The sequence below is a fragment of the Brachybacterium sp. J144 genome (assembly GCF_036321705.1).
GTDB lineage: Bacteria > Actinomycetota > Actinomycetes > Actinomycetales > Dermabacteraceae > Brachybacterium.
Genome location: NZ_JAZDCG010000001.1, coordinates 41,071 through 64,793, shown reverse-complemented (window position 1 = coordinate 64,793; position 23,723 = coordinate 41,071). Strand labels below are relative to the sequence as shown.

At 72.1% G+C, this 23,723-nt stretch carries 25 protein-coding genes; 9 read left to right on the top strand and 16 right to left on the bottom strand.

Annotation, left to right across the window (positions count from 1 at the left end):
• Window positions 1-43: 43 nt before the first annotated feature.
• Window positions 44-523, bottom strand: a complete 480-nt coding sequence (locus V1260_RS00295) for an SAV_6107 family HEPN domain-containing protein (RefSeq protein WP_329744790.1) — start codon at window positions 521-523, stop codon at window positions 44-46.
• Between the two features lie 190 nt (window positions 524-713).
• Between V1260_RS00295 and V1260_RS00290 the strand changes: the two genes are divergently transcribed.
• The gene (locus V1260_RS00290; protein WP_329744789.1) at window positions 714-1,556 is read left to right on the top strand and encodes a spermidine synthase; all 843 of its coding nucleotides are present in this window, start codon (window positions 714-716) and stop codon (window positions 1,554-1,556) included.
• A gap of 177 nt (window positions 1,557-1,733) precedes the next feature.
• Here V1260_RS00290 and V1260_RS00285 read toward each other — a convergent pair whose 3' ends face one another.
• Entirely contained in the window at window positions 1,734-1,937 is a 204-nt protein-coding gene (locus V1260_RS00285) for a cold-shock protein (protein ID WP_010551414.1), read from the bottom strand.
• Window positions 1,938-2,209: 272 nt separating this feature from the next.
• Entirely contained in the window at window positions 2,210-3,181 is a 972-nt protein-coding gene (locus V1260_RS00280; protein ID WP_329744788.1) for a proteasome assembly chaperone family protein, read from the bottom strand.
• Window positions 3,182-3,319: 138 nt separating this feature from the next.
• On the opposite strand from V1260_RS00280, the gene V1260_RS00275 reads away from it, so the two are divergent.
• Entirely contained in the window at window positions 3,320-5,569 is a 2,250-nt protein-coding gene (locus V1260_RS00275; protein WP_329744787.1) for a HelD family protein, read from the top strand.
• A 212-nt stretch (window positions 5,570-5,781) separates the two neighbouring features.
• Here the strand turns inward: V1260_RS00275 and nrdR are convergent, their stop codons facing one another.
• Window positions 5,782-6,240 (bottom strand): transcriptional regulator NrdR, encoded by a 459-nt coding sequence (gene nrdR / locus V1260_RS00270; protein ID WP_329744786.1) that lies wholly within the window; start codon window positions 6,238-6,240, stop codon window positions 5,782-5,784.
• A gap of 28 nt (window positions 6,241-6,268) precedes the next feature.
• On the bottom strand, window positions 6,269-6,685 hold the full coding sequence (locus V1260_RS00265; protein WP_329744785.1) for a peptidoglycan-binding protein LysM: 417 nt from the start codon (window positions 6,683-6,685) through the stop codon (window positions 6,269-6,271).
• A gap of 175 nt (window positions 6,686-6,860) precedes the next feature.
• On the opposite strand from V1260_RS00265, the gene lexA reads away from it, so the two are divergent.
• Window positions 6,861-7,556, top strand: coding sequence for a transcriptional repressor LexA (gene lexA / locus V1260_RS00260; protein WP_329744784.1), 696 nt, complete (start codon window positions 6,861-6,863; stop codon window positions 7,554-7,556).
• A gap of 75 nt (window positions 7,557-7,631) precedes the next feature.
• On the opposite strand, the gene V1260_RS00255 is transcribed toward lexA, so the two are convergent.
• Both V1260_RS00255 and hflX read right to left on the bottom strand, forming a co-directional pair.
• Window positions 7,632-9,668 carry an ATP-dependent DNA helicase gene (locus V1260_RS00255; RefSeq protein ID WP_329744783.1) on the bottom strand — a complete coding sequence of 679 codons (2,037 nt, stop codon included), beginning with the start codon at window positions 9,666-9,668 and terminating at the stop codon, window positions 7,632-7,634.
• 35 nt (window positions 9,669-9,703) lie between these two features.
• The gene (gene hflX / locus V1260_RS00250; protein ID WP_329744782.1) at window positions 9,704-11,305 is read right to left on the bottom strand and encodes a GTPase HflX; all 1,602 of its coding nucleotides are present in this window, start codon (window positions 11,303-11,305) and stop codon (window positions 9,704-9,706) included.
• A gap of 156 nt (window positions 11,306-11,461) precedes the next feature.
• Here hflX and V1260_RS00245 point away from each other — a divergent pair, with 156 nt between their 5' ends.
• The gene (locus tag V1260_RS00245) at window positions 11,462-12,076 is read left to right on the top strand and encodes a class I SAM-dependent methyltransferase (protein ID WP_329744781.1); all 615 of its coding nucleotides are present in this window, start codon (window positions 11,462-11,464) and stop codon (window positions 12,074-12,076) included.
• Window positions 12,077-12,105: 29 nt separating this feature from the next.
• Here V1260_RS00245 and dapF read toward each other — a convergent pair whose 3' ends face one another.
• Together dapF and miaA are read right to left on the bottom strand one after the other, a co-directional pair.
• Complete coding sequence (gene dapF, locus V1260_RS00240; protein ID WP_329744780.1) at window positions 12,106-12,963, bottom strand: diaminopimelate epimerase; 858 nt, start codon at window positions 12,961-12,963, stop codon at window positions 12,106-12,108.
• 9 nt (window positions 12,964-12,972) lie between these two features.
• Entirely contained in the window at window positions 12,973-13,935 is a 963-nt protein-coding gene (gene miaA, locus V1260_RS00235; RefSeq protein ID WP_329744779.1) for a tRNA (adenosine(37)-N6)-dimethylallyltransferase MiaA, read from the bottom strand.
• Between the two features lie 199 nt (window positions 13,936-14,134).
• Between miaA and V1260_RS00230 the strand changes: the two genes are divergently transcribed.
• Window positions 14,135-14,620 carry a YbjN domain-containing protein gene (locus V1260_RS00230; RefSeq protein WP_329744778.1) on the top strand — a complete coding sequence of 162 codons (486 nt, stop codon included), beginning with the start codon at window positions 14,135-14,137 and terminating at the stop codon, window positions 14,618-14,620.
• Window positions 14,621-14,732: 112 nt separating this feature from the next.
• Here the strand turns inward: V1260_RS00230 and miaB are convergent, their stop codons facing one another.
• Window positions 14,733-16,343 (bottom strand): tRNA (N6-isopentenyl adenosine(37)-C2)-methylthiotransferase MiaB, encoded by a 1,611-nt coding sequence (miaB, locus tag V1260_RS00225; protein WP_329744777.1) that lies wholly within the window; start codon window positions 16,341-16,343, stop codon window positions 14,733-14,735.
• A gap of 159 nt (window positions 16,344-16,502) precedes the next feature.
• On the opposite strand from miaB, the gene V1260_RS00220 reads away from it, so the two are divergent.
• The 4 genes from V1260_RS00220 (at window position 16,503) to V1260_RS00205 (ending at window position 19,783) form a co-directional block, all read left to right on the top strand.
• Entirely contained in the window at window positions 16,503-17,285 is a 783-nt protein-coding gene (locus tag V1260_RS00220; protein WP_329744776.1) for an amino acid ABC transporter ATP-binding protein, read from the top strand.
• Between the two features lie 31 nt (window positions 17,286-17,316).
• On the top strand, window positions 17,317-18,204 hold the full coding sequence (locus tag V1260_RS00215; protein WP_329744775.1) for a glutamate ABC transporter substrate-binding protein: 888 nt from the start codon (window positions 17,317-17,319) through the stop codon (window positions 18,202-18,204).
• Window positions 18,205-18,272: 68 nt separating this feature from the next.
• Window positions 18,273-18,920, top strand: a complete 648-nt coding sequence (locus V1260_RS00210; RefSeq protein ID WP_329744774.1) for an amino acid ABC transporter permease — start codon at window positions 18,273-18,275, stop codon at window positions 18,918-18,920.
• Entirely contained in the window at window positions 18,917-19,783 is an 867-nt protein-coding gene (locus V1260_RS00205; RefSeq protein WP_329744773.1) for an amino acid ABC transporter permease, read from the top strand. Before V1260_RS00210 ends, V1260_RS00205 begins: the two co-directional genes overlap by 4 nt.
• Before the next feature lie 27 nt (window positions 19,784-19,810).
• On the opposite strand, the gene V1260_RS00200 is transcribed toward V1260_RS00205, so the two are convergent.
• The 6 genes from V1260_RS00200 to pgsA all read right to left on the bottom strand — a co-directional run bounded on the left by V1260_RS00200 (window position 19,811) and on the right by pgsA (window position 23,688).
• Window positions 19,811-20,464, bottom strand: a complete 654-nt coding sequence (locus V1260_RS00200; RefSeq protein WP_329744772.1) for a regulatory protein RecX — start codon at window positions 20,462-20,464, stop codon at window positions 19,811-19,813.
• A 2-nt stretch (window positions 20,465-20,466) separates the two neighbouring features.
• Window positions 20,467-21,570 (bottom strand): recombinase RecA, encoded by a 1,104-nt coding sequence (gene recA, locus V1260_RS00195; RefSeq protein WP_329744771.1) that lies wholly within the window; start codon window positions 21,568-21,570, stop codon window positions 20,467-20,469.
• Window positions 21,571-21,805: 235 nt separating this feature from the next.
• On the bottom strand, window positions 21,806-22,030 hold the full coding sequence (locus tag V1260_RS00190; RefSeq protein WP_329744770.1) for a DUF3046 domain-containing protein: 225 nt from the start codon (window positions 22,028-22,030) through the stop codon (window positions 21,806-21,808).
• Between the two features lies 1 nt (window position 22,031).
• Window positions 22,032-22,337, bottom strand: coding sequence for a helix-turn-helix domain-containing protein (locus V1260_RS00185; RefSeq protein ID WP_329745082.1), 306 nt, complete (start codon window positions 22,335-22,337; stop codon window positions 22,032-22,034).
• A 263-nt stretch (window positions 22,338-22,600) separates the two neighbouring features.
• Window positions 22,601-23,098 (bottom strand): CinA family protein, encoded by a 498-nt coding sequence (locus tag V1260_RS00180; RefSeq protein ID WP_329744769.1) that lies wholly within the window; start codon window positions 23,096-23,098, stop codon window positions 22,601-22,603.
• The gene (pgsA, locus tag V1260_RS00175) at window positions 23,095-23,688 is read right to left on the bottom strand and encodes a CDP-diacylglycerol--glycerol-3-phosphate 3-phosphatidyltransferase (RefSeq protein ID WP_329744768.1); all 594 of its coding nucleotides are present in this window, start codon (window positions 23,686-23,688) and stop codon (window positions 23,095-23,097) included. The genes V1260_RS00180 and pgsA overlap by 4 nt, the downstream gene beginning before the upstream one ends.
• Window positions 23,689-23,723 lie beyond the last annotated feature (35 nt).

Below are 23,723 nucleotides of genomic sequence, written 5' to 3'. Positions count from 1 at the left end.
CGGTCCCGTGCTGCGGCGCGGCCGGCCCGGCTCCGCGCAGAATTCAGCCCGCGAGCGCGGTCAGGTGCGGCGGCAGATCGTCGAGCAGGGCCGCGGCGACGAGATCCAGATGTGCGGCGGTCCCGTCGAGATGCTGCTCCAGGAGTCCCGGATCCGGCTGGGCCGCGAGGTTGCGATCGAGTCGCGCGCGCTCGGCGACGAGCGGGGCGAGCGCCGCCGCGCGGTCCCGGCCGACCGGTCCGAGCCTGTCGAGCGCCGCCCAGACGTTCAGCGGCAGCTTCCGCTTGCGCTCCCGGTTCGCCCGGGCGACGAGGATCCCCGCACCGCGGAGAGCGGAGCGATGCGCCAGTTCGAAGGCCTCGCGCGGAGCGAGCGGCGCGGCGATCCGCGCCTGGGCCAGGAGCTGCCGGGCCCGCTCGAGATCCGCCTGGTCCTGGTCGAGCAGCGCCAGACGGCGTCGCAGGGTGAGCGCACCGGAGGCGGCGGGGATCGCCCTCGCGCCTCGTCCTGTCATGGTCGTCATCATGTCCCTCCTCCGTGCCTCGCCGCCGCGCGGTGCGCCGCGGTGCTCTAGTGCTGTCGGGCTGTCGTGCTGTCGTGCTGTGGTGATCCCACGCTAGGGAGGGGGTCCGACGGATGACGCCGGTGCCGGTGCGCTGGGGACGAGGACGCCCTGGGGAGGAACGATCGCACGCGTCTTCTAGAGTGGCCCGATGGCCCGCCGCGCGCGAGAGCGCTCCCGCTCCCTCCCCTTCGAGCACCTTCCCGCCCTCGATGTCCCGCTCCCCATCTCGACCGGGAGCGCCCGGCTGAGCCGGGAGAACGACGGGTCGGTGCTTCTCCAGGTCAACGGGGTGCCGTCCTCGCACCTGCACCCCGACCCCGAGCACCTGGTGTTCGAGTACATGCGGTGGATGCAGCTGGTGATCGACCTCCACCTGGCCGAGCGCGGGACGGACGCCCCCGCGCCGCAGCTCGCGCACCTCGGGGGCGGGGGTTGCTCCCTGCCGCGCGCCGTGGCCTCCGCCCACCCCGGCTCCCGCCAGATCGTGGTCGAGCTCGACGAGCTGCTCGCCGACGGGGTCCGGACCTGGTTCGACCTCCCCCGGTCCCCCCAGCTGCGACTGCGCATCGGCGATGCCCGGGAGGCGCTGGACTCCTGGCGGGAGGACCGCTTCGACGTGGTGATCCGCGACGTCTTCGCCGGAGTCGTGACGCCGCGGGCCCTCACCGACGCCGCGGCCGTGGGCCAGGTCGATCGGGTCCTCCGGGAGGACGGCCTCTATCTGGCCAACTGCGCCGCTCCCCCCGGCACGAGCCTGCTCGCGGACGAGGTCGCGACTCTCGCAGCGACCTTCGCCCACGTCGGCGTCATCGCCGAGCCGTCCCATCTGAGCGGGAAGCGCCGCGGCAACTGCGTGCTGGTCGCCTCGCAACGCCCACTGCCCGAGGGCCTCGACCGGGCGCTGCGCTCGGACGCCGTCTCGGTGCGGCTCGCCCCGGAGGACCGGGTCCGTGCCCTCGCCCGTACCGGCAGCGTGATCGTCCCGCGCTGAGCGGCCGCTCGACGCCGTCGGCTCATCCCGTGCGGACCGGCGCCCTGGCTCGTCCGGATCCCGTACTCCCCGCCGCGCTCGGGACGCGTCCTGCCGCGCTGCGGTGGCGCACGAACGACGGACCGGGCAGGAGCCTCAGCTCCTGCCCGGTCCGTGAGATCTCGGGGTGCCCGACGATCAGAGGGGACGAACCTGCTCGGCCTGCGGCCCCTTGTCGCCCTGGCTGACCTCGAACTCCACGCGCTGACCCTCGTCGAGGGCGCGGTAGCCGTCCATGTCGATCTTGCTGTGATGCACGAAGACGTCTGCGCCGCCTCCGTCGATCTCGATGAATCCATAGCCCTTTTCGGCGTTGAACCACTTGACCGAGCCCTGTGCCATTCCTGTCACCTTCTGTGTCGTCCATCAACGGTCGCGGAACGCGACCGCGGTGCCGCGTGTGCCGTCCCCCGCCGGAGCGGGTGGCGTCAGGTGCAAGCCGTATCGCTGTGCCGAGGCACCTTCGACGGACTGTCCTGCTGGACCTGCATCACCGCAACGACCCCATGATGACACGAGCGTGGCCCGCTTCACACGGACTTCGTCCCCGGCCGGTCACGAAGACATAACGAACCGGGCGTCCCGGGCGCTCAGCCGCCGCTCCGGCGACCGCCTCAGCGGTCCGCGGTCCCGTTCCCGTCTCCGTCACCCTGATCGGCGAGGAACCGCTCGAAGTGGTCCCCGAGCTCCTCGGCGGTGGGCAGGTCCATGGTGGTCGCGATCGGGGACCCCTCGTCGTTCTCGGCGAGGGAGTCGTACTGCTCCTCGAGCGCGGCGACGATCTGGCGCACCTCGGCGTTCTGCGCGAGCGTCCCCTCGAGGGCGGTCGTCGCGGCATCGGTGAGATCGCCGAGGTTGACGAGCGGGAGGTCGAGACCGGCCGCCTCGCTCACGCGGCGCAGCAGAGCCAGGGCCCCGGCTGGGAAGTCGGTGCGGGTGAGGTAGTGCGGGATCTGGGCGGCGTACCCCATCGCCGGATGATCGGCCTTGCCCAGCCGGAGCTCGAGGAGCGCCCCGAAGCTCGCGGGCACCACGATCTCGGTCCCCTCCTCGCCGGAGGGATCGGTGCCCGGAGCCGGGATCGCACGCGCCCCCGGATCACCCAGCAGCGCGGGATCGTTGGCATGGGTGAACAGTCCGATGGGTCGGGTGTGCGGGACGGCCATGGGCACCGCCTGCATCCCCACCACCCGCTCGACCTCGAAGAACTCCACGAGGTCGATCAGCGCCTCGGCGAAGCGGTTCCACTGCAGATCCGGCTCGGGGCCGTCGAGTAGCAGGAACGGCCGGTCGGACTCGTCGTACAGGAGGGAGAGCGTCACCTCGGGGATCTCGACCCGCGTATAGGAGGTGCCGTCGAACACGGCCTGCGGTCGCGAGCCGCGGAAGTCCAGCAGCTCGTCGGCGTCGAAGGTGACCAGCGGCAGATGCCGCAGCTCATCGCGCAGGTAGGTGGCGGCGATGCGGCAGGCGTTGCCGGCGTCGACGAGGCCCGGCAGCGCGGTGACGAGGGTCAGTCCGTTCCGGGGGACGGCTGCCAGCACGTCGGCGGACTCGAACCGGTAGAGGTCCCGCGGGTCTCGCATCGCCGTCTCCTCCCTCGCGACCGCCCGGATGGCGCGCGCATCCAGGCCCGTCCACCATAATGGACCACCGCGTCGGAGAGGTCCCGGGTCCGCTCGGCACGGCGCGGTGTCCGGTCAACCGTCAGGGGGAGCAGGTCCGTGGACGATTCTGAGAAGAAGCTCGCTCAGGAAGTCGCCCGGGAGCAGAGCTACGCCGACAGGCTCTACGCCCGTCTCGACGAGCTCATCGCCCAGGTCGAACGCAACCTCGACGAGATCCAGGGCTCGCAGCACGCCTCGACCCACCAGAACCGCTCCGAGCGCGACGCCTTCATGGCGCTGTACGAGGACCGGCTCGCGCTTCTGCGCTCCGTCGCCCGCAGCGTCGTGTTCGGCCGGCTCGACACCGACGACCACGCTCGCCACTACATCGGCCGCATCGGACTGTTCACCGCGGAACGCGAGCAGCTCCTGGTCGACTGGCGCGCCCCGGCAGCCGCCGCCTTCTACGAGGCCACCAGCACCGACCGCCAGGGGGTGCGCCTGCGCCGGCACCTGATCAGCCGGGGCCGGACGGTGGTCGGCCTCGAGGACGACGTCCTCGACCAGAGCGTCCTCGAGGAGTCCGGCGAGGACGTCGTCCTCCACGGCGAGGGGGCGCTGCTGGCCGCCGTCTCCGGGCAGCGCACCGGACGCATGGGCGACATCGTCGCGACCATCCAGTCGGAGCAGGACCGCATCATCCGTTCGGACAACCGCGGTGTGCTCGTCGTCCAGGGCGGGCCCGGCACCGGGAAGACGGCGGTCGCCCTGCACCGCGCCGCCTACCTCCTCTACACGCACCGCCGGCGCCTCGAGCACACCGGCGTGCTGATCATGGCCCCGACCCCCGGCTTCCTGCGGTACATCGAGCGGGTGCTCCCGAGCCTCGGCGAGTCCGGCGTGGTGATGCTGACCCCCGGCGAGATGTTCCCGGGCGTGGAGACCTTCGTGCACGACGACGACGAGACCGCCCGGGTCAAGGGCGACATCGCCATGGCCGAGCTACTCGCGCGCGCCGTCAAGCAGCGCCAGGTGGTGCCGGAGAAGGACGTCCGCTTCCGGATCGACGGCACCCCGATCACCCTCACCCGGGACGCCATCCGGTCCGCGCGCCGCGAGGCCCGCGCCACGCACAAGCCGCACAACGCCGCGCGCTCGATCTTCGTGCGGGCCGCGATGGACCGACTCGTGGAGAGCTACGAGAAGGCGCTGCGAGCCCGGGGGCAGACGATCATCCCCGAGGATCGGCCCGATCTGCTGGCCGATCTGCGTCACGACCCCGATGTCCGGCGCGCCCTGAACCTCGCCTGGCTGCCGTACACCCCCGAGGGGTTCCTGCGGATCCTGCTGTCGCGCGAGGATCGTCTCCGCAGCGCCGCACCGCGGTCGCTCGCCGACCGGCTGCATCTCCTGGTCCGCCCCAAGGACGCGCCCTGGACGGTCGAGGACGTGCCGCTGCTCGACGAGGTCGCTGAGCTGCTCGGCGAGGACTCAGCGCCCGCCGAGGCCCGCGCCCAGGAGGCCGCGCGCCGACGGGAGGCCGACGTCGACTACGCCCGGAAGGTCATCGAGAACTTCGACACCTCGGGCATCGTCCGGGCCGAGGACCTCGCCGATCAGGTGACCCGGATCCGCGACGGGCGCACCCTCGCCGAGCGCGCGTCCTCGGAGCGGGGCTGGACCTACGGCCACGTGGTGGTGGACGAGGCGCAGGAGCACTCGGCGATGAGCTGGCGCGCCCTCATGCGCCGCGCCCCCACCAAGTCCTTCACCGTGGTGGGCGACGTCGCGCAGACCTCCTCCGCGGGCGGCTCCTCCTCGTGGGAGCAGGCGCTCTCCCCCTACGTGCAGGATCGCCTGCAGATCGAGCACCTCTCGGTGAACTACCGCACCCCGGCGCGGATCATGGACCGCGCGCTCGCGATGGCGCGCGCCCATGACCTCCCCGTCACCCCGGTGACCTCCGTGCGCGAGGGCGACCGCGATCCGCTCGTGGAGCAGGTCGACGCTTCCGCGCTCGAGGAGCGCGTCGCCGCGTCGGTCGCCGCTCTCCACGCCGAAGGGATCGGGCGCCTCGCCGTCATCACGAGCTCGTCCCGCCGCGACGCCGTCATCGCGAGCCTGTGCACCTTCGATGCCCTGCCGACGATCGGTGCGGGCTCCTCCGGCGTGGACGACGAGATCGCGGTGATGACCGCGCAGGATGCCAAGGGCCTGGAGTTCGACGGCGTGGTGATCCTCGAGCCGGCCGAGGTGCTCGCGGAGCACGGTGCCGGCGATCTGTACGTGGCGATGACCCGCACCACCCGCCACCTGGGCGTTGTCCACGCGGCGCCGCTGCCGGCGGGGATCGCCCCGGAGTCCTGAGGAGGGGCGCGGGGAAAGGGATCGGCGGCCGCGGCTTCCCCTCCGCGACCGCCGATCGGCGTGCACCCTCGCGGGGCACGAGGGACATCCTATGCACAGTCGGAGCGTGTTTCCGACCATGTTCACCGAACGTCCAGGCACTACCCAGGTGTCCAGCTGGTGCGGAGCGGGCGCCGAGCCCGTCGGGACCCCGAGCGGCGGCTGGAGGCGGGTCAGCCGACGGCGCCGGCCTCGGCGCGCAGCCGCTCGATCGCGGCCTCGAAGTCCTCGAGGGACTCGAAGTCCTGGTACACGCTCGCGAAGCGCAGATAGGCGACGACGTCGAGCTCCTGCAGGGGCTGCAGGATCGCGAGCCCGACCTGGTGGGCGTCGATCTCGGCGACGCCGCTCGAGCGGATGTCCTCCTCGACACGCTGGGCGAGCATCGCCAGCTGATCGTCGGTGACGGGACGGCCCTGGCAAGCCTTCCGCACCCCGGAGATCACCTTCGCGCGGCTGAACGGCTCGCTCACCCCGGAGCGTTTCTGGACCGAGAGCGAGGCGGTCTCTGAGGTGGAGAAGCGGCGCGAGCAGTTGGGGCACTGGCGTCGACGCCGTATGGTCGCGCCGTCGTCGGACGTGCGCGAGTCCACGACACGCGAGTCGGGATGTCGGCAGAACGGGCAGTGCATCCGCCCAGGATACCGATCCTGCCGGGGGTCAGCGATCGAGCGGTGCTTCCGCCGAGCCCGCGACGGGCAGCACGATCTCCTGGCCCGCGGTGAGGCGGCCGGTGGGCAGCGAGTTCAGCGTGCGCACCTCCGCGATGTACGCCTCTGGCGAGGCGCCCTCGGGGGCATACTCCTCGGCGTACTCCCAGAGGGTGTCCCCCGCCTCGACGGTGACCGTCACCCGATCCTGCGGCTCGGCGCCCGCGAGCGCCGCCGGCACGTCGAGGACGAGGAGGGCGATGCCGGCCACAAGCAGGCCGAGGAGGAAGGCGAGGGCGACGGCGAGGCGGCGGCCGCGCCGGGTCGCCTCGAGTCGAACGCCCGCACGAGCAGGGGCCGTGCGTCGGGTGCGCTCGACCTGCGTGGTCGGGCGGAAGGGAAGGACCGTGGCCGACTGGGTGCTCATATCCGAACTCCTGTTCGATCGAATGTCTGTGCGACTGTAGCCCGATCCGGCCGCGACACGCAAGAGGAATCTCGAACACCTGTTTGGAATCCGCTCCGTGCCCGCCTACTGTGGGCTGCGAGGACTACGGAACCGCGAGGGTCCGACAGACGACCCGAGCCAGGAGGCCCGAGAGATGATCCCGACCGCCGATCAGCCCATCCCCTCGCGCGGCGACGCCGCGGGCGACGAGGCCACGGCGGGCCTGACCCGTCGCCAGCGGCTCGTGCTCGAGACGATCCAGTCCGCGATCGCCGCGCACGGATACCCGCCCACCATGCGCGAGATCGGTGACGCCGTCGGGCTGACCTCCTCGTCCTCGGTCTCGCATCAGCTGCAGGCCCTCGAACGCAAGGGCTTCCTGCGCCGGGATCCGAAGCGCCCCCGCGCGATGGAGGTGGTGATGCCGCAGGAGGACGACGCCCCCGCACCCACCCCCGCCCCGGAGATCGGCTCCGCCTCGGTCTCGGTCCCGCTCGTGGGACGTATCGCCGCAGGCATCCCCATCACCGCGGAGGAGCAGGTCGAGGACGTCTTCACGCTGCCGGAGCGGCTCGTGGGCGGCGGTGAGCTGTTCCTGCTGCAGGTGGTCGGCGACTCGATGGTGGACGCCGCGATCTGCGATGGCGACTGGGTGGTCGTGCGCAGTCAGCAGTCCGCCGAGAAGGGCGAGATCGTCGCCGCCATGATCGACGGCGAGGCGACGGTCAAGACCCTCGTCATGCGGGACGACCACGTCTGGCTCATGCCGCACAACCCGGCCTTCGCCCCGATCCTCGGCGACCATGCCGAGATCCTCGGCAAGGTCGTCGCGGTGCTGCGCGCGGTCTGAGCCTCCCCGCTCTCCGCGTCGGCACGCCCGGGCGAGGGGGCATCGGGGCGGCAGCGCCCGCAGAGGGGTGAGCCCTCAGCCCGCGTCGGCGAGCCGCCGCAGTGCCCCGAGGGCCACCTGGGGATCGGTCGTCGGCCAGAGCGGGGGCATCGCCTCCCGCAGGAACCCGCCATAGCGCGCCGTGGACAGGCGGGGATCGAGCACCGCGACCATTCCCCGGTCCTCCACCGTGCGGATCAGTCGTCCGGCACCCTGAGCCAGCAGCAGCGCCGCGTGCTGGGCGGAGACCGCCATGAAGCCGTTCCCGCCGCGCTGGGTGATGCGCTCCTGCCGTGCCGAGGCGAGCGGATCGTCGGGCCGCGGGAAGGGGATGCGGTCGATGGTGACCAGTCGCAGCGAGCGCCCCGTCACGTCGACCCCCTGCCAGAGCGTGAGAGTCCCGAAGAGCGAGGAGTCCTCGTCCTCGCGGAAGTGGCGCACGAGGTTCGCCATCGAGTCCTCCCCCTGCACCTCGATCCGCAGGTCCAGACGGGCGCGGACGTGCTCGGCGGCGAGCTCGGCGCCCCGTCGCGAGGAGAACAGGCACAGCGCCCCGCCGCGGGAGGCCTCCACCAGCTCGGTGAGGTGGTCGAGCATCGCGGCCTGGGGCCCCTCCCGCCCGGGGGGCGGAAGATGGCGGGCGGTGTACAGGATCCCCTGGCGCGGGTAGTCGAAGGGGCTGCCGACATCGAGCGCCGCCCACGCCCCGGCGTCGCGCGCCGGGGGGATCGCGGCGGGGTCGAGACGGGCCGCGCGCGCGAGGCCCACCTCTCCGGCGGGCGGCTCGAAGCGGCCGCCGAGGGCGAGGGTCGCCGAGGCCAGGATCGCGGTGCGATCCTCGAGGATCGCCGAGCGCATCGCGAGCGCAACGCTGAGCGGGGCGACCTGGAGGCTGGATCGCCCCGTCACCGGGGAGTGCGAGACGGAGACGACATCGTCCTCGCCGGGCGAGCCGAGCCGCTCGCACACGTCGATGATCTCCTGCAGGGTCGCCCGAACCGTCTTGCGCGTGCCCGCGGTGCTGGCCCCCGCCTCCTCCCCCGCATCCTTCGCGTCGGAGTGCGCGGTGCGCGCTTCGATGCGCACCTGGGTCACGGCGTCGCCGAGCCGCTCGGGCAGGTCCCCGATCACCCTCCCGTCGGACACGAGGGCGAGCGCCTCGCGGAGCTCCTCTCCTGCATCGTCGAGGGCGGTCGCCGCGACGCCGAGTGAGCGCAGATCGCGCACGGTGCCGCGCACCATGCCCGGGGTGAGCACCTCGGTGACCGCCCCGGTGACGCGGCTGGTCAGCTCATGGGCCTCGTCGAACACGACCACGTCATGCTCGGGAATGATCCCGTGACGGTCGAAGGCGTCGATCGCGAGCAGCGCGTGGTTGGTGACGACCACGTCGACCTCGCGGGCGATCTCGCGGCTGCGCTCGGCGAAGCAGGAGGTGACCACCGGGCAGGTCTGCCCCAGGCACTGGTTGCCGAGCACCGAGACCTGTCGCCAGGCCCGGTCGGAGACCGCGGAGTCGAGGCTGTCGCGGTCCCCGGTCTCCGTCTCCTCCGCCCAGGCGCGCAGTCGGCGCACCTGGTCGCCGAGACGCTCCGAGCCACCGGTGGCGGAGTCCCCGCCCGCCGCGGCCCCGGAGAAGAGGGCCCCCGGATCCTCGACCGGATAACCGCCGTCGATCTTGTGCCGGCATAGGTAGTTCCCGCGCCCCTTGAGAAGCGCGAAGGTCGGGGTGCGCGGGAGATGCGGCGCGAGGGCCTCGACCAGACGGGGCAGGTCCTTGCGCACGATCTGGGTCTGCAGCGCGATGGTCGCTGTCGAGATGACCACCGGCCGACCGCTCACGAGCGCATGGCGCAGCGCCGGGACCAGATAGGCGAGGGACTTGCCGGTGCCGGTCCCGGCCTGGACCAGGAGGTGGCGGCCGCCGGACATGGCGGTGTCCACCGCCTCGGCCATCGCCTGCTGACCCGGTCGCGGGGACCCGCCGATCGCGCCGACCGCCGCGTCCAGGAGGGTGGACAGGTCGATCCCGGCGGCTCCGGGAGCGGCCTCGGGGTGGGTGGCGGTGGTCATCGGATCAGGGTATCCGCGCGGCCACCGCCGCCCCGTCAGGCCGCGCCGTGGAGCTCTGCGGCGAGCGCCTCATCGACCCGCGCGTGCAGCCGGGTGCCGTCCATCAGGTGCTCCTCGGCGAGCACCTCGCCGGTGGAGTGGACCCGCGAGACCAGGTCGCCGCGGGAGTAGGGCACGACCAGGTCGACCTCGACGGCCGGGCGGGGCAGTCGCTCGGCGATCAGCTCGCGCAGCTCCTCGAGGCCCATGCCGGTGCGGGCGGAGACCACTGCCGAGTCGCCCACCTGGCTGCGCAGGCGGGCGATCGTCTCGGGCTCGGCGATGTCCGCCTTGTTGAGCACGATCACCTCGGGGACGTCGAAGCCGTCGATCTCCCCGAGCACGGTGCGGACCGCGCGGATCTGCCCTTCCGGGTCCGGATGGGAGGCGTCGACGACATGCAGCAGCAGGTCCGCGTCGGCGACCTCCTCGAGCGTCGAGCGGAACGCCTCGACCAGCTGCGTGGGCAGATGGCGCACGAAGCCGACGGTGTCCGCGTAGGTGAACTCGCGGCCGTCCGGGGTGGTGGCCCGGCGCACCGTCGGGTCGAGGGTCGCGAAGAGAGCGTTCTCGACCAGCACACCGGCGCTCGTGAGGCGGTTCAGGAGCGAGGACTTCCCGGCGTTGGTGTATCCGGCGATCGCGACCGACGGCACCTGATGACGCTTGCGATCCGCGCGCTGGGCGTCGCGCCCCGGCGTCATCGCCTTGATCTCGCGGCGCAGCTTGGCCATGCGGTCGCGGATCCGTCGACGGTCCAGCTCGATCTTGGTCTCACCGGGACCGCGCGAGCCCATGCCCGCACCGCCCGCGGCGACACGGCCGCCGGCCTGACGGGACATCGACTCGCCCCAGCCGCGCAGCCGCGGCAGGAGGTACTCGAGCTGCGCCAGCTCGACCTGGGCCTTGCCCTCGCGGGACTTCGCATGCTGCGCGAAGATGTCGAGGATCAGGGCGGTGCGATCGACGACCTTGACCTTGACGATGTCCTCGAGGGCACGCCGCTGGCTGGGCCCGAGCTCGCCGTCGGCGATCACGGTGTCGGCGCCGGTCGCGGCGACGATGTCCGCGAGCTCGGCGGCCTTGCCCTTGCCGAGGAAGGTCGCCGGGTCGGGATGGGCACGGCGCTGGAGGACGCCGTCGAGCACCTCGGAGCCGGCGGTCTCGGCGAGGGCGGCGAGCTCGCGCAGGCTGACTTCGGCCTCCTCGATGTTGCCGCTCGTGTAGAGGCCGGCGAGGACCACGCGCTCGAGGCGCAGCTGGCGGTACTCGACCTCGGTGATGTCCTCGAGCTCGGTGGAGAGGCCGGCCACACGGCGCAGAGCCTGGCGGTCGGCGAGGTCGAGCTGCTCGCCGTCGGACTCCGAGGCGTAGGTGACCGAGGAGACGGAGGCGTCGCCGCGGGCGAGGATCCGCTCGGTGAGCGGATCGCGGCGCCGAGCGGGAGCGGAGGGCTCGGGGGTCCCAGCGGCGCGGTGCTGCTCATGGTCGGAGCTCGCTCCGTGCTCGTCCCGGGCGGGTGCGGGGGTGCCGGCCTCTCCCGTGTCGGCTCCCTCGACGGCGGCGTCGGCAGGGTCGGGATGGAAGGCGATGGGCACGATCGGCGAACTCCTCGGAAGCGGGGGCTGTGGTCGCCCGGCGGCGGGAGGTCCCGGCCGCGGGATCGTCCCAGAATCCCACGCCGACGGGAGGGGGTCGAGGGATTTTGCCCTCGGCGCATCCCGGATCACGCGGAGGATCCGTATCCTGCCCGGGTGACCGAGCATTACTTCTCCGCCTCGACCGGGACCTCCGACCGCCGTTTGCCGCTGCGCGTGCGGCTCGCGGGCCAGGACCTGGACCTGGTCTCGAGCGCCTCGGTGTTCTCGGGGCACGGGCTGGACAAGGCCACGGCGGTGCTGCTGGACCGGCTGGACGAGATCGCTGAGCCGCCGGCGGGGGCGCGGATCCTCGACCTCGGCTGCGGCTGGGGTCCGATCGCCCTGACCGCCGCGCTGCGGGATCCCTCGGCCGAGGTGTGGGCGATCGACGTCAGCGAGCGCGCCCGGGAGCTGACGGCGGAGAATGCCCGCCGCAGCGGCGCCGCGAACCTCGTCGTCGCAGCGCCCGAGGACGTCCCCGAAGAGCTGCGCTTCGACGCGATCTGGTCCAACCCCCCGATCCGCATCGGCAAGGAGGCGCTGCACGCCCTGCTGCTGCAGTGGACGGCTCGGCTCTCGCCGGAGGGCACCGCGGCGCTCGTGGTCGGGAAGAACCTCGGCGCCGACCCGCTCGCCCGCTGGCTCGGCGAGCAGCTCCCCGAGCGGGAGGTCCGGAAGGTCGCGAGCGCGAAGGGTTTCCGGGTGCTCGAGGTGGGCCCCTCCGTCTGAGCTGGCTGAGCTACCTGAGCAGCATGATTTCAGGGTCGCGGCAGCAGCGTCCCGTCGGCGACGAGCTCGGCCGCCCCGGTGAGCAGCACCTCGCCGTCGACCCCCCAGCTCACCTCGAGGCGTCCCCCGGGGACGTCGACGATCCACGGTCGGGCGTCGGTGTCCCCCGCGCGCAGAGCGCTCGCGACGGCGACCGCCGCGACGCCGGTGCCGCATGAGCGGGTCTCCCCCACTCCGCGCTCGTGGACACGCATCGCCACGTGGTGATCGCCGCGTTCGGCGACCAGCTCGATGTTCGCCCCGTCGGCCGGTTCGGGATCGAGCGCCGGGCGGCGGGTGAGGTCGAGGTCCTCCAGCGCGAGACCCGCGGGGAGGAAGGCGACGGCGTGGGGGTTGCCCATGTCGACGTCGAGCACGTCGAGGCGATGCCCGGCGATCTCGACGGTGCGTCCGCTGCGCTCGCTGCGGCTGCGCCCCATGCCGACACGGACCCTCCACACGGCGGGGTCGCCGGCCGCGGGACGGGAGAGCACCTCGATGGTGCGCACGCCGGCGCGGGTCCAGATCGGGAAGGAGTCCTCGTGGACGTGCCCGGCGCGCTGCAGGTGCGCGGCGAAGACCCGCACTCCGTTGCCGCACATCTCGGCGAGGGAGCCGTCGCCGTTGCGGTAGTCCATGAACCACTCGGGGGCGTCCTTGGGGGCGTCGATCCCCGCGTGCCGGGTCCGCACCGCGCGGATCACGCCGTCCCCGCCGATGCCCGCCCGGCGATCGGCGAGCGCGGCGACCGCGGCGGCGTCGAGCGCGAGCTCCCCGTCCGGGTCGTCGAGGATCACGAAGTCGTTCTCGGTGCCGTGTCCCTTGGTGAAGCGCAGCGGTTCGGTCATGGGCGAAGCCTAAGCCGCGGGGCCCTCCGGGGCCGTGACCGGGGTCGCGAGGACCCGGAGCGCCTGCTCGAGGACGGAGCCGCTGCCGCCGGCCGGATCCGCGTCGATCCAGCGCACCCGCGTATCGCGACGGAACCAGGTGTCCTGCTTGCGGACCAGCCGTCGGGTCCCGACCACCGTGGCCTCGATCGCCTCGGCGCAGGTGAGGGTGCCGTCGAGCACGGCGAGCCCCTGCTCGTAGCCGATGGCCCGGCGCGCGGTGAGGCCCCGATCCAGTCCCTGCTCGCGCAGGGCGCGGATCTCCTCGAGCAGACCGGCCTCGACCATGCGCCCGACGCGCCGGGCGATGCGGTCGTGGAGGGTGGCGCGCTCGGTGCGCAGCCCGATCTGCACCGCCTCCGGTACGGCGTAGTCGGGGCGGGGCAGGAAGGCGCTGAACGGGCGGCCGGTGAGCCGCCTCACTTCGAGGGCGCGGACTATCCGCCGCGCATCGCCGGGTCCGATCATCGCCGCCGCCTCGGGGTCGGTGGCCAGGAGCTCCGCGTGCAGGGCGGCGGCGCCCTCGGCCGCCGCGCGCGCCTCGAGGGCGGCGCGCACCGCGGGGTCCGTCGGGGGGAATTCGATCCGGTCCAGCACCGCGCGCACGTACAGCCCCGAGCCGCCGACGAGGATCGGGACGCGGCCGCGGTCCCGGATCGCGGCGATCTCGGCGCGCGCGGCGTCCCGGTACACGGAGACGCTCGCCTCCTCGGTGACGTCGAGGACGTCGAGGAGGTGGTGGGGCACGCCGCGCCGCTCGGCGAGTGTCACCTTGGCGGTGCCGATGTCCATACCGCGGTAGAGCTGCAGCGCATCGGCGTTGACCACCTCTCCGTCGAGGTGCTCCGCGAGCGCGATCGCGAGATCGGACTTCCCGGTCGCTGTCGCGCCGACCACCGCGAGCAGCGGGGCGACGGGGGCGGGTTCGGGCATGCCCGCACTGTACTCGGGGACCCCGTCCGGAGCCGGGCCGGCCGCACCGGGCCGGGCCGGGCTTCCCGAGCCCGTGCGCCGCGGGGTCAGCGGGATCACCCTCGGCTCCCCTGGCATTCCCATCGCGCGGGAGTATGGTGAGGGCCGGCCCGACCGCCTGGTCGGCGCCCTCGACTCCCGCGACATCCCGAGGTTGGACGTGACCGCACCGAACGAGTCCCCCACGACGACGGACTCGGCCGACGCACTGGCCCCCCTGTCCCTGCAGCGAATCGGCGAGCGCCTTTCCCTGCAGGGGTACGCCTTCGTCGAGGACGAGGAGCACCCCGACATCCTGCGGGCCCGCTTCGACGACTACCGCTTCCAGTTCATGCTCTCCGGCGAGGACCACGGCATCCTCCAGACCCGCGGCCGCTGGAGCCACTCGGTGGACATCTCCCGCAAGGTGGGGATGATCAAGCTCTGCAACGAGTGGAACATGAACCGCATCTGGCCCAAGGTGTACGTGCGCCGCGAGTCCGAGGGCCTGCTCGGCGTGTACGGCGAGCTCGCCGCGGACTTCCGCGCCGGCGCCCTCGACTCCCAGATCGACAACGCGATCCGCTGCGGCCTCTCGACCGTGATCGCCTTCTTCCACAGCCTCGAGGAGCGGCTCGGCGCCGAGCTCGAGGAGCTCGACTGCTGATCTCCCCGCGAGGCGGTCCCGAGGGGACCACGTCCACCAGGACCATCGACGGGCCCGTCCTCCGCTGCGGAGGGCGGGCCCGTCGGCGTCCGACGGGGCGGATGCCCGCGGCTCAGCGCCGACGGAGGCTCGGCATCCCCAGGGTGACGGGCCCGGAGACGGCCGGGGCGCCGGTGCCGCAGGAGGAGCCGGCATCGAGACCGGTCACCCCCGCCTCCCAGGCGTCGCCGGAGCGGGTGCGGCGGATCGAGAACTGCTCGGGGGCGAGGCCGGCGAGCGGGGCCTCCCGGGCGCTGTCGGCCAGCAGGTAGTGCGGTGCCGCGTGGGTGACGGTCGCGGTGACCAGATCGCCCGGACGGGGCCTCGCGGACTCCTCGAGGTCGCCCGGCAGCGAGAAGTGCACGAGGCGGTGATCGCGGGAGCGGCCGGAGAGACGGTGCGTCTCGGCGTCGCGATCGCCCTCCCCCTCGGCGACCAGGATCTCGACGGTGCGGCCGGCGATCTTCTGGTTCTCCTCGTGGGTGATGCGGTCCTGGAGGGCGACGAGACGCTCGAAGCGCTCCTGCACGACCTCCTTGGGGATCTGGTCCGCCATCGTCGCGGCGGGGGTGCCGGGGCGGATCGAGTACTGGAAGGTGAAGGCGCTCGCGAAGCGAGAGGCCTCGACCACCTCGAGGGTGCGCTGGAAGTCGTCCTCGGTCTCGCCCGGGAAGCCGACGATGATGTCGGTGGTGATCGCGGCCTCGGGGATGCGGTCCCGCACCCGGTCGAGGATGCCGAGGAACTTCTTCCCCCGGTAGGAGCGCTTCATGCGTCGCAGCACGTCATCGGAGCCGGACTGCAGCGGCATGTGCAGCTGCGGCATGACGTTCGCGGTCTCCGCCATCGCGTCGATCACGTCGTCGGTGAACATCGCAGGGTGCGGGGAGGTGAAGCGCACCCGCTCGAGCCCGTCGATGTCGCCGCACGCGCGCAGGAGCTTCGCGAAGGCGCCGCGGTCACCGAACTCGACGCCGTAGGAGTTCACGTTCTGCCCCAGCAGGGTCACCTCGATCGCTCCCTGGTCGACCACGTCGCGGATCTCCGCGAGGATGTCGCCGGGGCGGCGGTCCTTCTCCTTGCCGCGCAGCGCCGGGACGATGCAGAAGGTGCAGGTGTTGTTGCAGCCCACCGAGATCGACACCCACGCCGCATAGGACGACTCGCGGCGGGTGGGCAGGGTCGAGGGGAAGACGTCGAGCGACTCGACGATCTCGACCTGCGCCTCGGCGTTGTGCCGGGCGCGGTCCAGCAGCACGGGCAGCGAGCCGATGTTGTGGGTGCCGAAGACGACGTCGACCCAGGGGGCGCGTTCGACGATCGTCGAGCGGTCCTTCTGCGCGAGGCAGCCGCCGACGGCGATCTGCATGCCGGGGTTCGCGTCCTTCGCGGGACGCAGCGCCCCGAGGTTGCCGTACAGCTTGTTGTCCGCGTTCTCCCGCACGGCGCAGGTGTTGAAGACGACTACGTCGACCTCGCCGCGGCGGGCATCGGCGTCGGCGGGGGCGGCGGTGAAGCCGGCCTCCTCGAGCAGGCCGGTGAGGCGCTCGGAGTCGTGGACGTTCATCTGGCAGCCGAAAGTGCGCACCTGATAGGTACCTCGGGCGCTGGGCGCGGCGGGGTCGAGGTGGTCGGCAGGGGACGCGGCGGCAGCGGGGGACGTGGTGGCGGCGGGGGTCGTCATGGTGCCTCCAGGGTACGGCGCGGGGTGCCGACGGGAGGGGCCGAGGCACGCCGCCGCGGACGGATCGGCGGCATCTCACGCCGCGGCGGCGAGGTCACGCTTGGGTGACGGTCCGCTGTTCAGCCCGCGGCTCCGGGCGACCTGGCCTACCTTTCCCCTATGACCCAGACCACTTCTGCTCGTCCGCCTGCCGGCGGGCCGGCCTCGCAGCCCCTCGTCCAGCTCACCGGGGTGCAGAAGCACTTCGGGGACCTGCACGTGCTCGCGGACATCGAGCTCGAGGTCGCGCCGGGCGAGGTGGTGGTGGTGCTCGGTCCCTCCGGCTCGGGCAAGTCCACGCTGTGCCGCACGATCAACCGCCTCGAGACGATCGACGAGGGAGAGATCCGGATCGACGGCGAGCTGCTGCCGACCTCCGGTGCGGGACTGGCCCGACTGCGGTCCGAGGTGGGCATGGTGTTCCAGTCCTTCAACCTCTTCGCCCACAAGACGGTGCTGCAGAACGTGACCGTCGCCCCGATCAAGGTCAAGGGCGTCCCCCGCCGGCAGGCCGAGGAGGAGGGCATGGCCCTGCTCGAGCGCGTGGGCGTGGCGAACCAGGCCGACAAGCTGCCCGCGCAGCTCTCGGGCGGGCAGCAGCAGCGCGTCGCGATCGCCCGCTCGCTGGCCATGAAGCCCAAGGTGATGCTCTTCGACGAGCCGACCTCCGCTCTCGACCCCGAGATGATCAGCGAGGTCATCGAGGTGATGACCGACCTGGCGAAGGACGGCATGACCATGATCGTGGTCACCCATGAGATGGGCTTCGCCCGGCGCACCGCGGACCGCGTGGTGTTCATGGACTCCGGCCGCATCGTCGAGGTGCGGGCCCCGGAGGACTTCTTCTCCGCCCCCGAGACAGACCGGGCCAAGGACTTCCTCGGCAAGATCCTCCACCACTGACCCCGACCGATCCCACTCCCAGGAGCGCACGATGACGAACCCGCTGAACCGCCGCCTCTTCCTCTCCGCCTCGCTCGGCACCGCCGCCGCGGCCACCCTCGCCGCCTGTGGCGGGGGCGGCGGCGATGAGCCCGAGGTCGCCGAGGTCGACACCGCCGACTTCCCCGAGGGCTCCACCATGGCGGCCCTCGCCGAGGCCGGAGCGATCACCATCGGCACCAAGTTCGACCAGCCCCTGTTCGGCCAGGCCGGCCCCGACGGCACCCCCGTCGGCTTCGACGTCGAGATCGGCAAGATCGTCGCCGGCGCCCTCGGCATCTCCCCCGACAACATCACCTGGACGGAGACCGTCTCCGCCAACCGCGAGCCCTTCATCGAGAACGGTCAGGTCGACCTCGTCGTGGCGACCTACACCATCAACGACACCCGCAAGGAGGTCATCGACTTCGCGGGCCCGTACTACGTCGCAGGACAGGCGCTGATGGTGCTGATCGACAACGAGGACATCACCGGCGAGGACTCCCTGGCCGGCAAGAAGGTCGCCTCGGTCGAGGGCTCCACCCCTGCGCAGTACATCCTCGACAACCACCCCGATGCCGAGCTGCAGACCTTCGACACCTACTCGAACTGCGTCACGGCCCTCATCAACGGCCAGGTCGACGTGGTCACCACCGACAACGTGATCCTCGCGGGCTTCGTCGCCGCGGACGAGGAGAACCTGAAGCTCGTGGGCGACGGCGAGACCTTCACCGAGGAGCCCTACGGCATCGGCCTCGCCAAGGGCGACGACGACTTCCGCACCTTCATCAACGACACCCTCGAGGCGGCCTACGAGGACGGCGCCTGGGCGGAGGCCTGGGAGGCCACGGCCGGGACCGTGCTGCCCACCCCGGAGCCGCCGGCCGTGGACCGCTATTGATCCGCTGATCCGCCCTCCCCCGTCGGGCCGGCTCCAGGAGTCGGCCCGACGCCCTGCCTGGAGCCGCCATGGACACCTTCCTCATCGAGCGCGACATGCTGTGGGACGCCTTCAGCACCACGCTCACGCTCGCCGCGCTCTCCGGCGTGATCGCCCTCGTGCTGGGCACGCTCATCGCGGCGTTGCGGGTCTCCCCGTACCTGCCGCTGCGCTCCGTCGCCACGGCGTACACCGAGTTCCTGCGCAACACCCCGCTGACGGTCGTGTTCTTCTTCTACGTGTTCGTCACGCCGTCGATCGGATTCACGTTCAGCTACCGCGTCGCGGCGGTGATCGCGCTGAGCTGCTACACCTCCGCCTTCGTGGCGGAGGCGGTGCGCTCGGGCATCAACTCGGTCGCCGTGGGGCAGGCCGAGGCGGCGCGGTCGCTGGGGATGTCCTTCCGGCAGAACCTGTTCATCGTGGTCCTCCCCCAGGCGTTCCGCACCGCGATCCCCCCGCTGATCAGCGTGTTCATCGCTCTCGTGAAGAACACCTCGGTGGCCGGCGCCTTCAGCGTCTTCGAGCTGTTCGCCATGTCGCGGCGACTCACCAACGTCTACTCGGCGGACGTCATCGCGATCCTCATCGGGGTGGCGCTGTGCTATCTGATCATCTGCATCCCGCTCGGCCAGCTCGCCGGGCATCTCGAGCGGAAGGTGGCGTTCGCCCGATGAGCAGCGGACCTGTCCTCTACGACGTCGCCGGCCCCGAGGAGAAGCGGCGGGAGCGGCTGATCTCCTTCGTGCTCGGCGGCGTGCTCCTCGCGGCGGCGGCGACGGTGGCCGTGCTGCTCGTCCGCAACGGCGCGTTCAACGACCGCTGGCTGGTGCTGGTGGACGTGCCCATGAACTTCGCGGGCTACGAGACCCGTCACGTGTGGCTCGCCGTGGCCCGGGGCCTCGGCAACACGCTCCTGGCCGCGGTGATCGCCCTGCCCCTGGCGGCGCTGCTGGCCGTGCTGCTGGTGTCCCTGCGCTCCTCGCCGATCGCTCCGGTGCGCTGGCTGGTCACCGGGATGATCGAGGTGTTCCGCGGTCTCCCGGTGGTGCTGGTGATGTTCTTCGGCATCCTCGTGCTCCCCGGGGCGACCCAGCTCTTCGCGGTCGTGTTCGGGCTGGTGCTCTACAACGCGGCGGTGTTCGCCGAGATCCTGCGCGCCGGGATCACGGCGCTCCCGAAGGGCCAGACGGAGGCGGCCGAGTCCCTGGGCATGGGCCCCTTCCTCACGTACCGCGACGTGCAGCTGCCGCAGGCGGTGCGCATGATGCTCCCCTCGCTGATCGCGCAGGGCGTCGTGCTGGTGAAGGACTCCTCGCTCGGGTACATCGTCGGCTACGCGGAATTGCTGCGCAGCGTCTCCCGCGTCGCCGATGCCCTGACCAACGCCGAGTACCTGCTGCCGCTGCTGACCGTCGGTGCCGCCGTGTACATCACGCTGAACATCTCTCTGTCCCGGGTGGCGGTGTGGGTGCAGCGTCGCAGCAGCTTCGCGCGGCGGGCCCCGGCCCGGGTCCCGGGCGCCCCGCCGCTCCCCTGAGCGCGGCACCGACCGGCTCCTCGCCGCTCAGGAGCGCGCGGCCTCCCGCAGCTCGGAGGAGATGACCTGCACCGCGAGGTCGCCCGGATAGCCCTTGCGGGTGAGGAGGGCATCGAGACGGCGGGAGAGCCGCCGGCGGTGCGCGCCGTCCCGCTCCGCGCGCAGCCGCCGACGGTCCGTCTCGGCGATGCGGGAGCGCACCAGCTCGCGGCAGCGCTCCTCCTCATCATCCGCCCCGGCGGCAAGAGCCGCCTCGATGTGCGCCGGGGAGACCCGCTTGCGCTCGAGCTCACGGCGCAGTGCCTCGTCGCCGAGGGCGCGCAGCTCGCGCCGCTGCCGCACCCACTCCGCGGCGAAGGCCGCATCGTCGAGCAGCCCGGCACGGTCGATGCGCGCGATCACCTCATGGACGAGGGCGCCGGGCACCTCCCGCTCCGCGAGCCGCTGCCGCATCTCCCCCTCGGACCGGCGGCGCGTGGAGAGCAGGCGCAGGAGATAGCGGCACTCGCGGACCACGACCTTCTCCTGCTCGGCCCGCTCCGGGTCGGGTTCCGCGCGGGGGCGCTCGAGGATGTCCCGGGTGCGGGCCTCGAGGCGAGCGCGGAGATGACTGTCCGGGTCGGATGCGGCGACGCCGACGCCCGTGCGGGCGCCGGCATCACCGGGGACCTGCTGCACCACGATTAGATGGTCGCGGGGACGTCCTCGTCGAGGAACTCGTCCTCGCCGAGCGCCTCGGGCGCTGCCTCCGCCTCCGGGGCGGCCTGCTCCGCGGCGTACTTGCCGACGCCGAGGGTGCGCAGGATCTTCTCCTCGATCTCCGCGGCGAGGTCCACGTTGTCCTTGAGGAACTGGCGGGCGTTCTCCTTGCCCTGGCCCAGCTGATCCCCCTCGTAGGTGAACCAGGCACCGGACTTGCGCACCACACCGTGCTCGACGCCGAGGTCGATCAGACCGCCCTCGCGCGAGATGCCCTCGCCGTAGAGGATGTCGAACTCGGCCTGCTTGAAGGGCGGGGCCATCTTGTTCTTGACGACCTTGACGCGGGTGCGGTTGCCGACCGCGTCCGTACCGGTCTTGAGGGTCTCGATGCGGCGGATGTCCATCCGCACCGAGGCGTAGAACTTCAGAGCCTTGCCGCCGGTAGTGGTCTCCGGGCTGCCGAAGAACACGCCGATCTTCTCGCGCAGCTGGTTGATGAAGATCGCGGTGGTGCCGGAGGCGGAGAGCGCACCGGTGAGCTTGCGCAGCGCCTGCGACATGAGGCGGGCCTGGAGGCCGACATGGGAGTCGCCCATCTCGCCCTCGATCTCGGCCTTGGGCACGAGTGCGGCGACGGAGTCGATGACCACGATGTCCAGGGCACCCGAGCGGATCAGCATGTCCGCGATCTCGAGGGCCTGCTCGCCGGTGTCCGGCTGGGAGACGAGGAGGGCGTCGGTGTCCACGCCGAGCTTCTTGGCGTACTCCGGGTCCAGGGCGTGCTCGGCGTCGATGAAGGCGGCGATGCCGCCGTTGCGCTGGGCGCTGGCCACCGCGTGCAGGGCGACGGTGGTCTTGCCGGAGGACTCCGGGCCGTAGATCTCGACGATGCGGCCGCGGGGCAGACCGCCGATGCCGAGCGCGGCGTCCAGCGCGACAGACCCGGTGGGGATGACCTCGACCGGCGGGCGGGTGTCATCCCCGAGCCGCATGATCGATCCCTTGCCAAACTGGCGGTCGATCTGGGCGAGGGCGCTCTCGAGAGAGGAGCCGCGATCCTTCGCGGCGGACTTCGGTGCGGGCATGAGCTGCGTTCCTTCCAGGGGGCCGGGGGTGCCGACGTCTTGACCTTGCGGCCACACTAGGCGCGGCCCCCGACACGCGAGTCCCTCCTGCGGCCGCTGTGGATGGCGCGGCGTTGGGGAGGAACGGCGGAATCGGTCGGTGGTGCCGGGGAGACCGTCGAGTCCGAGTGTACCGAACAGACGTTCGAACGCGGAACTCCGGCTCGGCGTGTCTCGACTTCTCTCAGTGCACCGCTCAGCGGCGGCGCTGCGCGTCCGGGATCTCCCAGCGACGGGACTCGGGCACGTCCATCGCATCGCACAGCGCGGTCCACACCGCACGCACGGCGACCCCGCGCTCGAGGGCCTGCTCGGCGGTCATGCCGCCGGCCGCCTCGAGCACGAGGTCGCGGGTGTAGGTGCTCGCGAGAGCCGGTCCGAAGACGTGCTCGGCGAGCTCCGTGAACTCGCTGCGGCGCACCTCAGCGCGCGCCGACCAGCGGGCCGGTGCCGTCGACGAGGCCCTCGGGCACGGTGTCGGGGATCGTCACGTGCTCCTGCACGGCGATGCGGTCGGACACCTCGCGCAGGACGAAGGACAGCGGGAGACCGAGGGCGTCGGTCACGGAGACCAGCAGCTCGCTCGACGCTTCCTTCTGGCCTCGCTCGATCTCGCTGAGGTACCCCAGGGACACACGGGCGTCGGAGGAAACCTGCCGCAGCGTGCGCCCCTGAGAGCGACGGGCGTCGCGCAGGACGTCGCCGAGCTCCTGACGGAACAGGACCATGGCCTTGCCTCCCTTCCTCTGGTTGAACGGGTGGTGCACCTCGGAGGTGCGGTGCGGAGTCATCATCACGGACAGCACAACGCACCGGGGGGCCGAAGTGTTCCCCAGAGTGTAGTGGCCGGTGCCGCCACACGCCTGTGAGATGTGCATCGCGAGAAGAGACCCCCGGGAACAGCACCGGACCCGGTCCCGGAGGACGCTCAGGAGACCGACGAGAAGACGGACCGGGACCCTGCCCGTCGCCCGCCCTCCATCGCCCGCGCTCAGTCGCGGAGGACGTCGAGCGCCGCGGCGAGCTCGGCGATCGCCGCGTCGACGGTCGCGGCGCGGAGGGCGACACGATCGCCCTCGAGGTGCAGGACGCGGGTGCGGGTGGGCACGCCGCGCCGGGCGAGGCCGAGGACGACCGTGCCGGCGGGGACGCCCCGCGCATCCGGGCCCGGTCCCGCGACCCCGGTGGTGGAGACGGCGAAGTCCGCGTCGTAGAGGGCCAGGGCCCCGTCGGCCATCGCCGCGGCGACCTCCTCGGTGACCGCCCCGGTCCGCTCGAGCAGGTCCCGGTCCACGCCCAGCACCCGCTGCTTCGCCGTGTACGAGTAACAGGCGGCGCCCCCGGCGACCGCGGCGGAGGCACCCGGGACGTCCACGAGGCGCGCCACCACGGCCCCCGCGGTGAGCGACTCGGCGGTCGCGAGCATCAGCCCCGCGGCGCGCGCGGCGTCGATGACGACCCGGGGATCGACCGGCGCCGACCCGGTCACGACGCGCCGCCGGCGAGGGCCTCTCGGCGCAGGCGCAGTCCGTCCTTGAGGTTGACGAGCCCGGACCACACGGTGAGCACCACGGCGAGCAGCACGAGCGACCAGCCGATCCAGCGAGCCGGGGACCACCACAGCTCGAAGGGCAGCAGGCAGAAGGTGATCGCGATGGTCTGCACCATCGTCTTCGCCTTGCCGGCCATGTTCGCCGGCAGGGCCCCGTACTTGAGGATCGTGAAGCGCATGATCGTGATGCCGAACTCGCGCACCAGGATCAGGATCGTCATCCACCACGGGATGTACTCCCACACCGAGAGCATCACGAAGGCCGCGCCGGTCATCGCCTTGTCGGCGATCGGGTCCACGATCTTGCCGAAGTCGGTGATCAGGTTCCGGCTGCGGGCGAGGTACCCGTCGAGAAAGTCGGTGATCATCGCGAGGACGAACACCGCAGTGATCACCAGGCGCCCGCCGACGGACTCCGCGTAGAGCACCGCGAGCACGACGAACAGGGGCACCATCGCGCAACGCACCATGGTGAGGATGTTCGCGATGTTCCACAGCGGGACGGGGTCCGTGCGGTCGGTGGTCATGGCTGCTCCGGGATCTGCGAGGCGGGCGGTGGGGT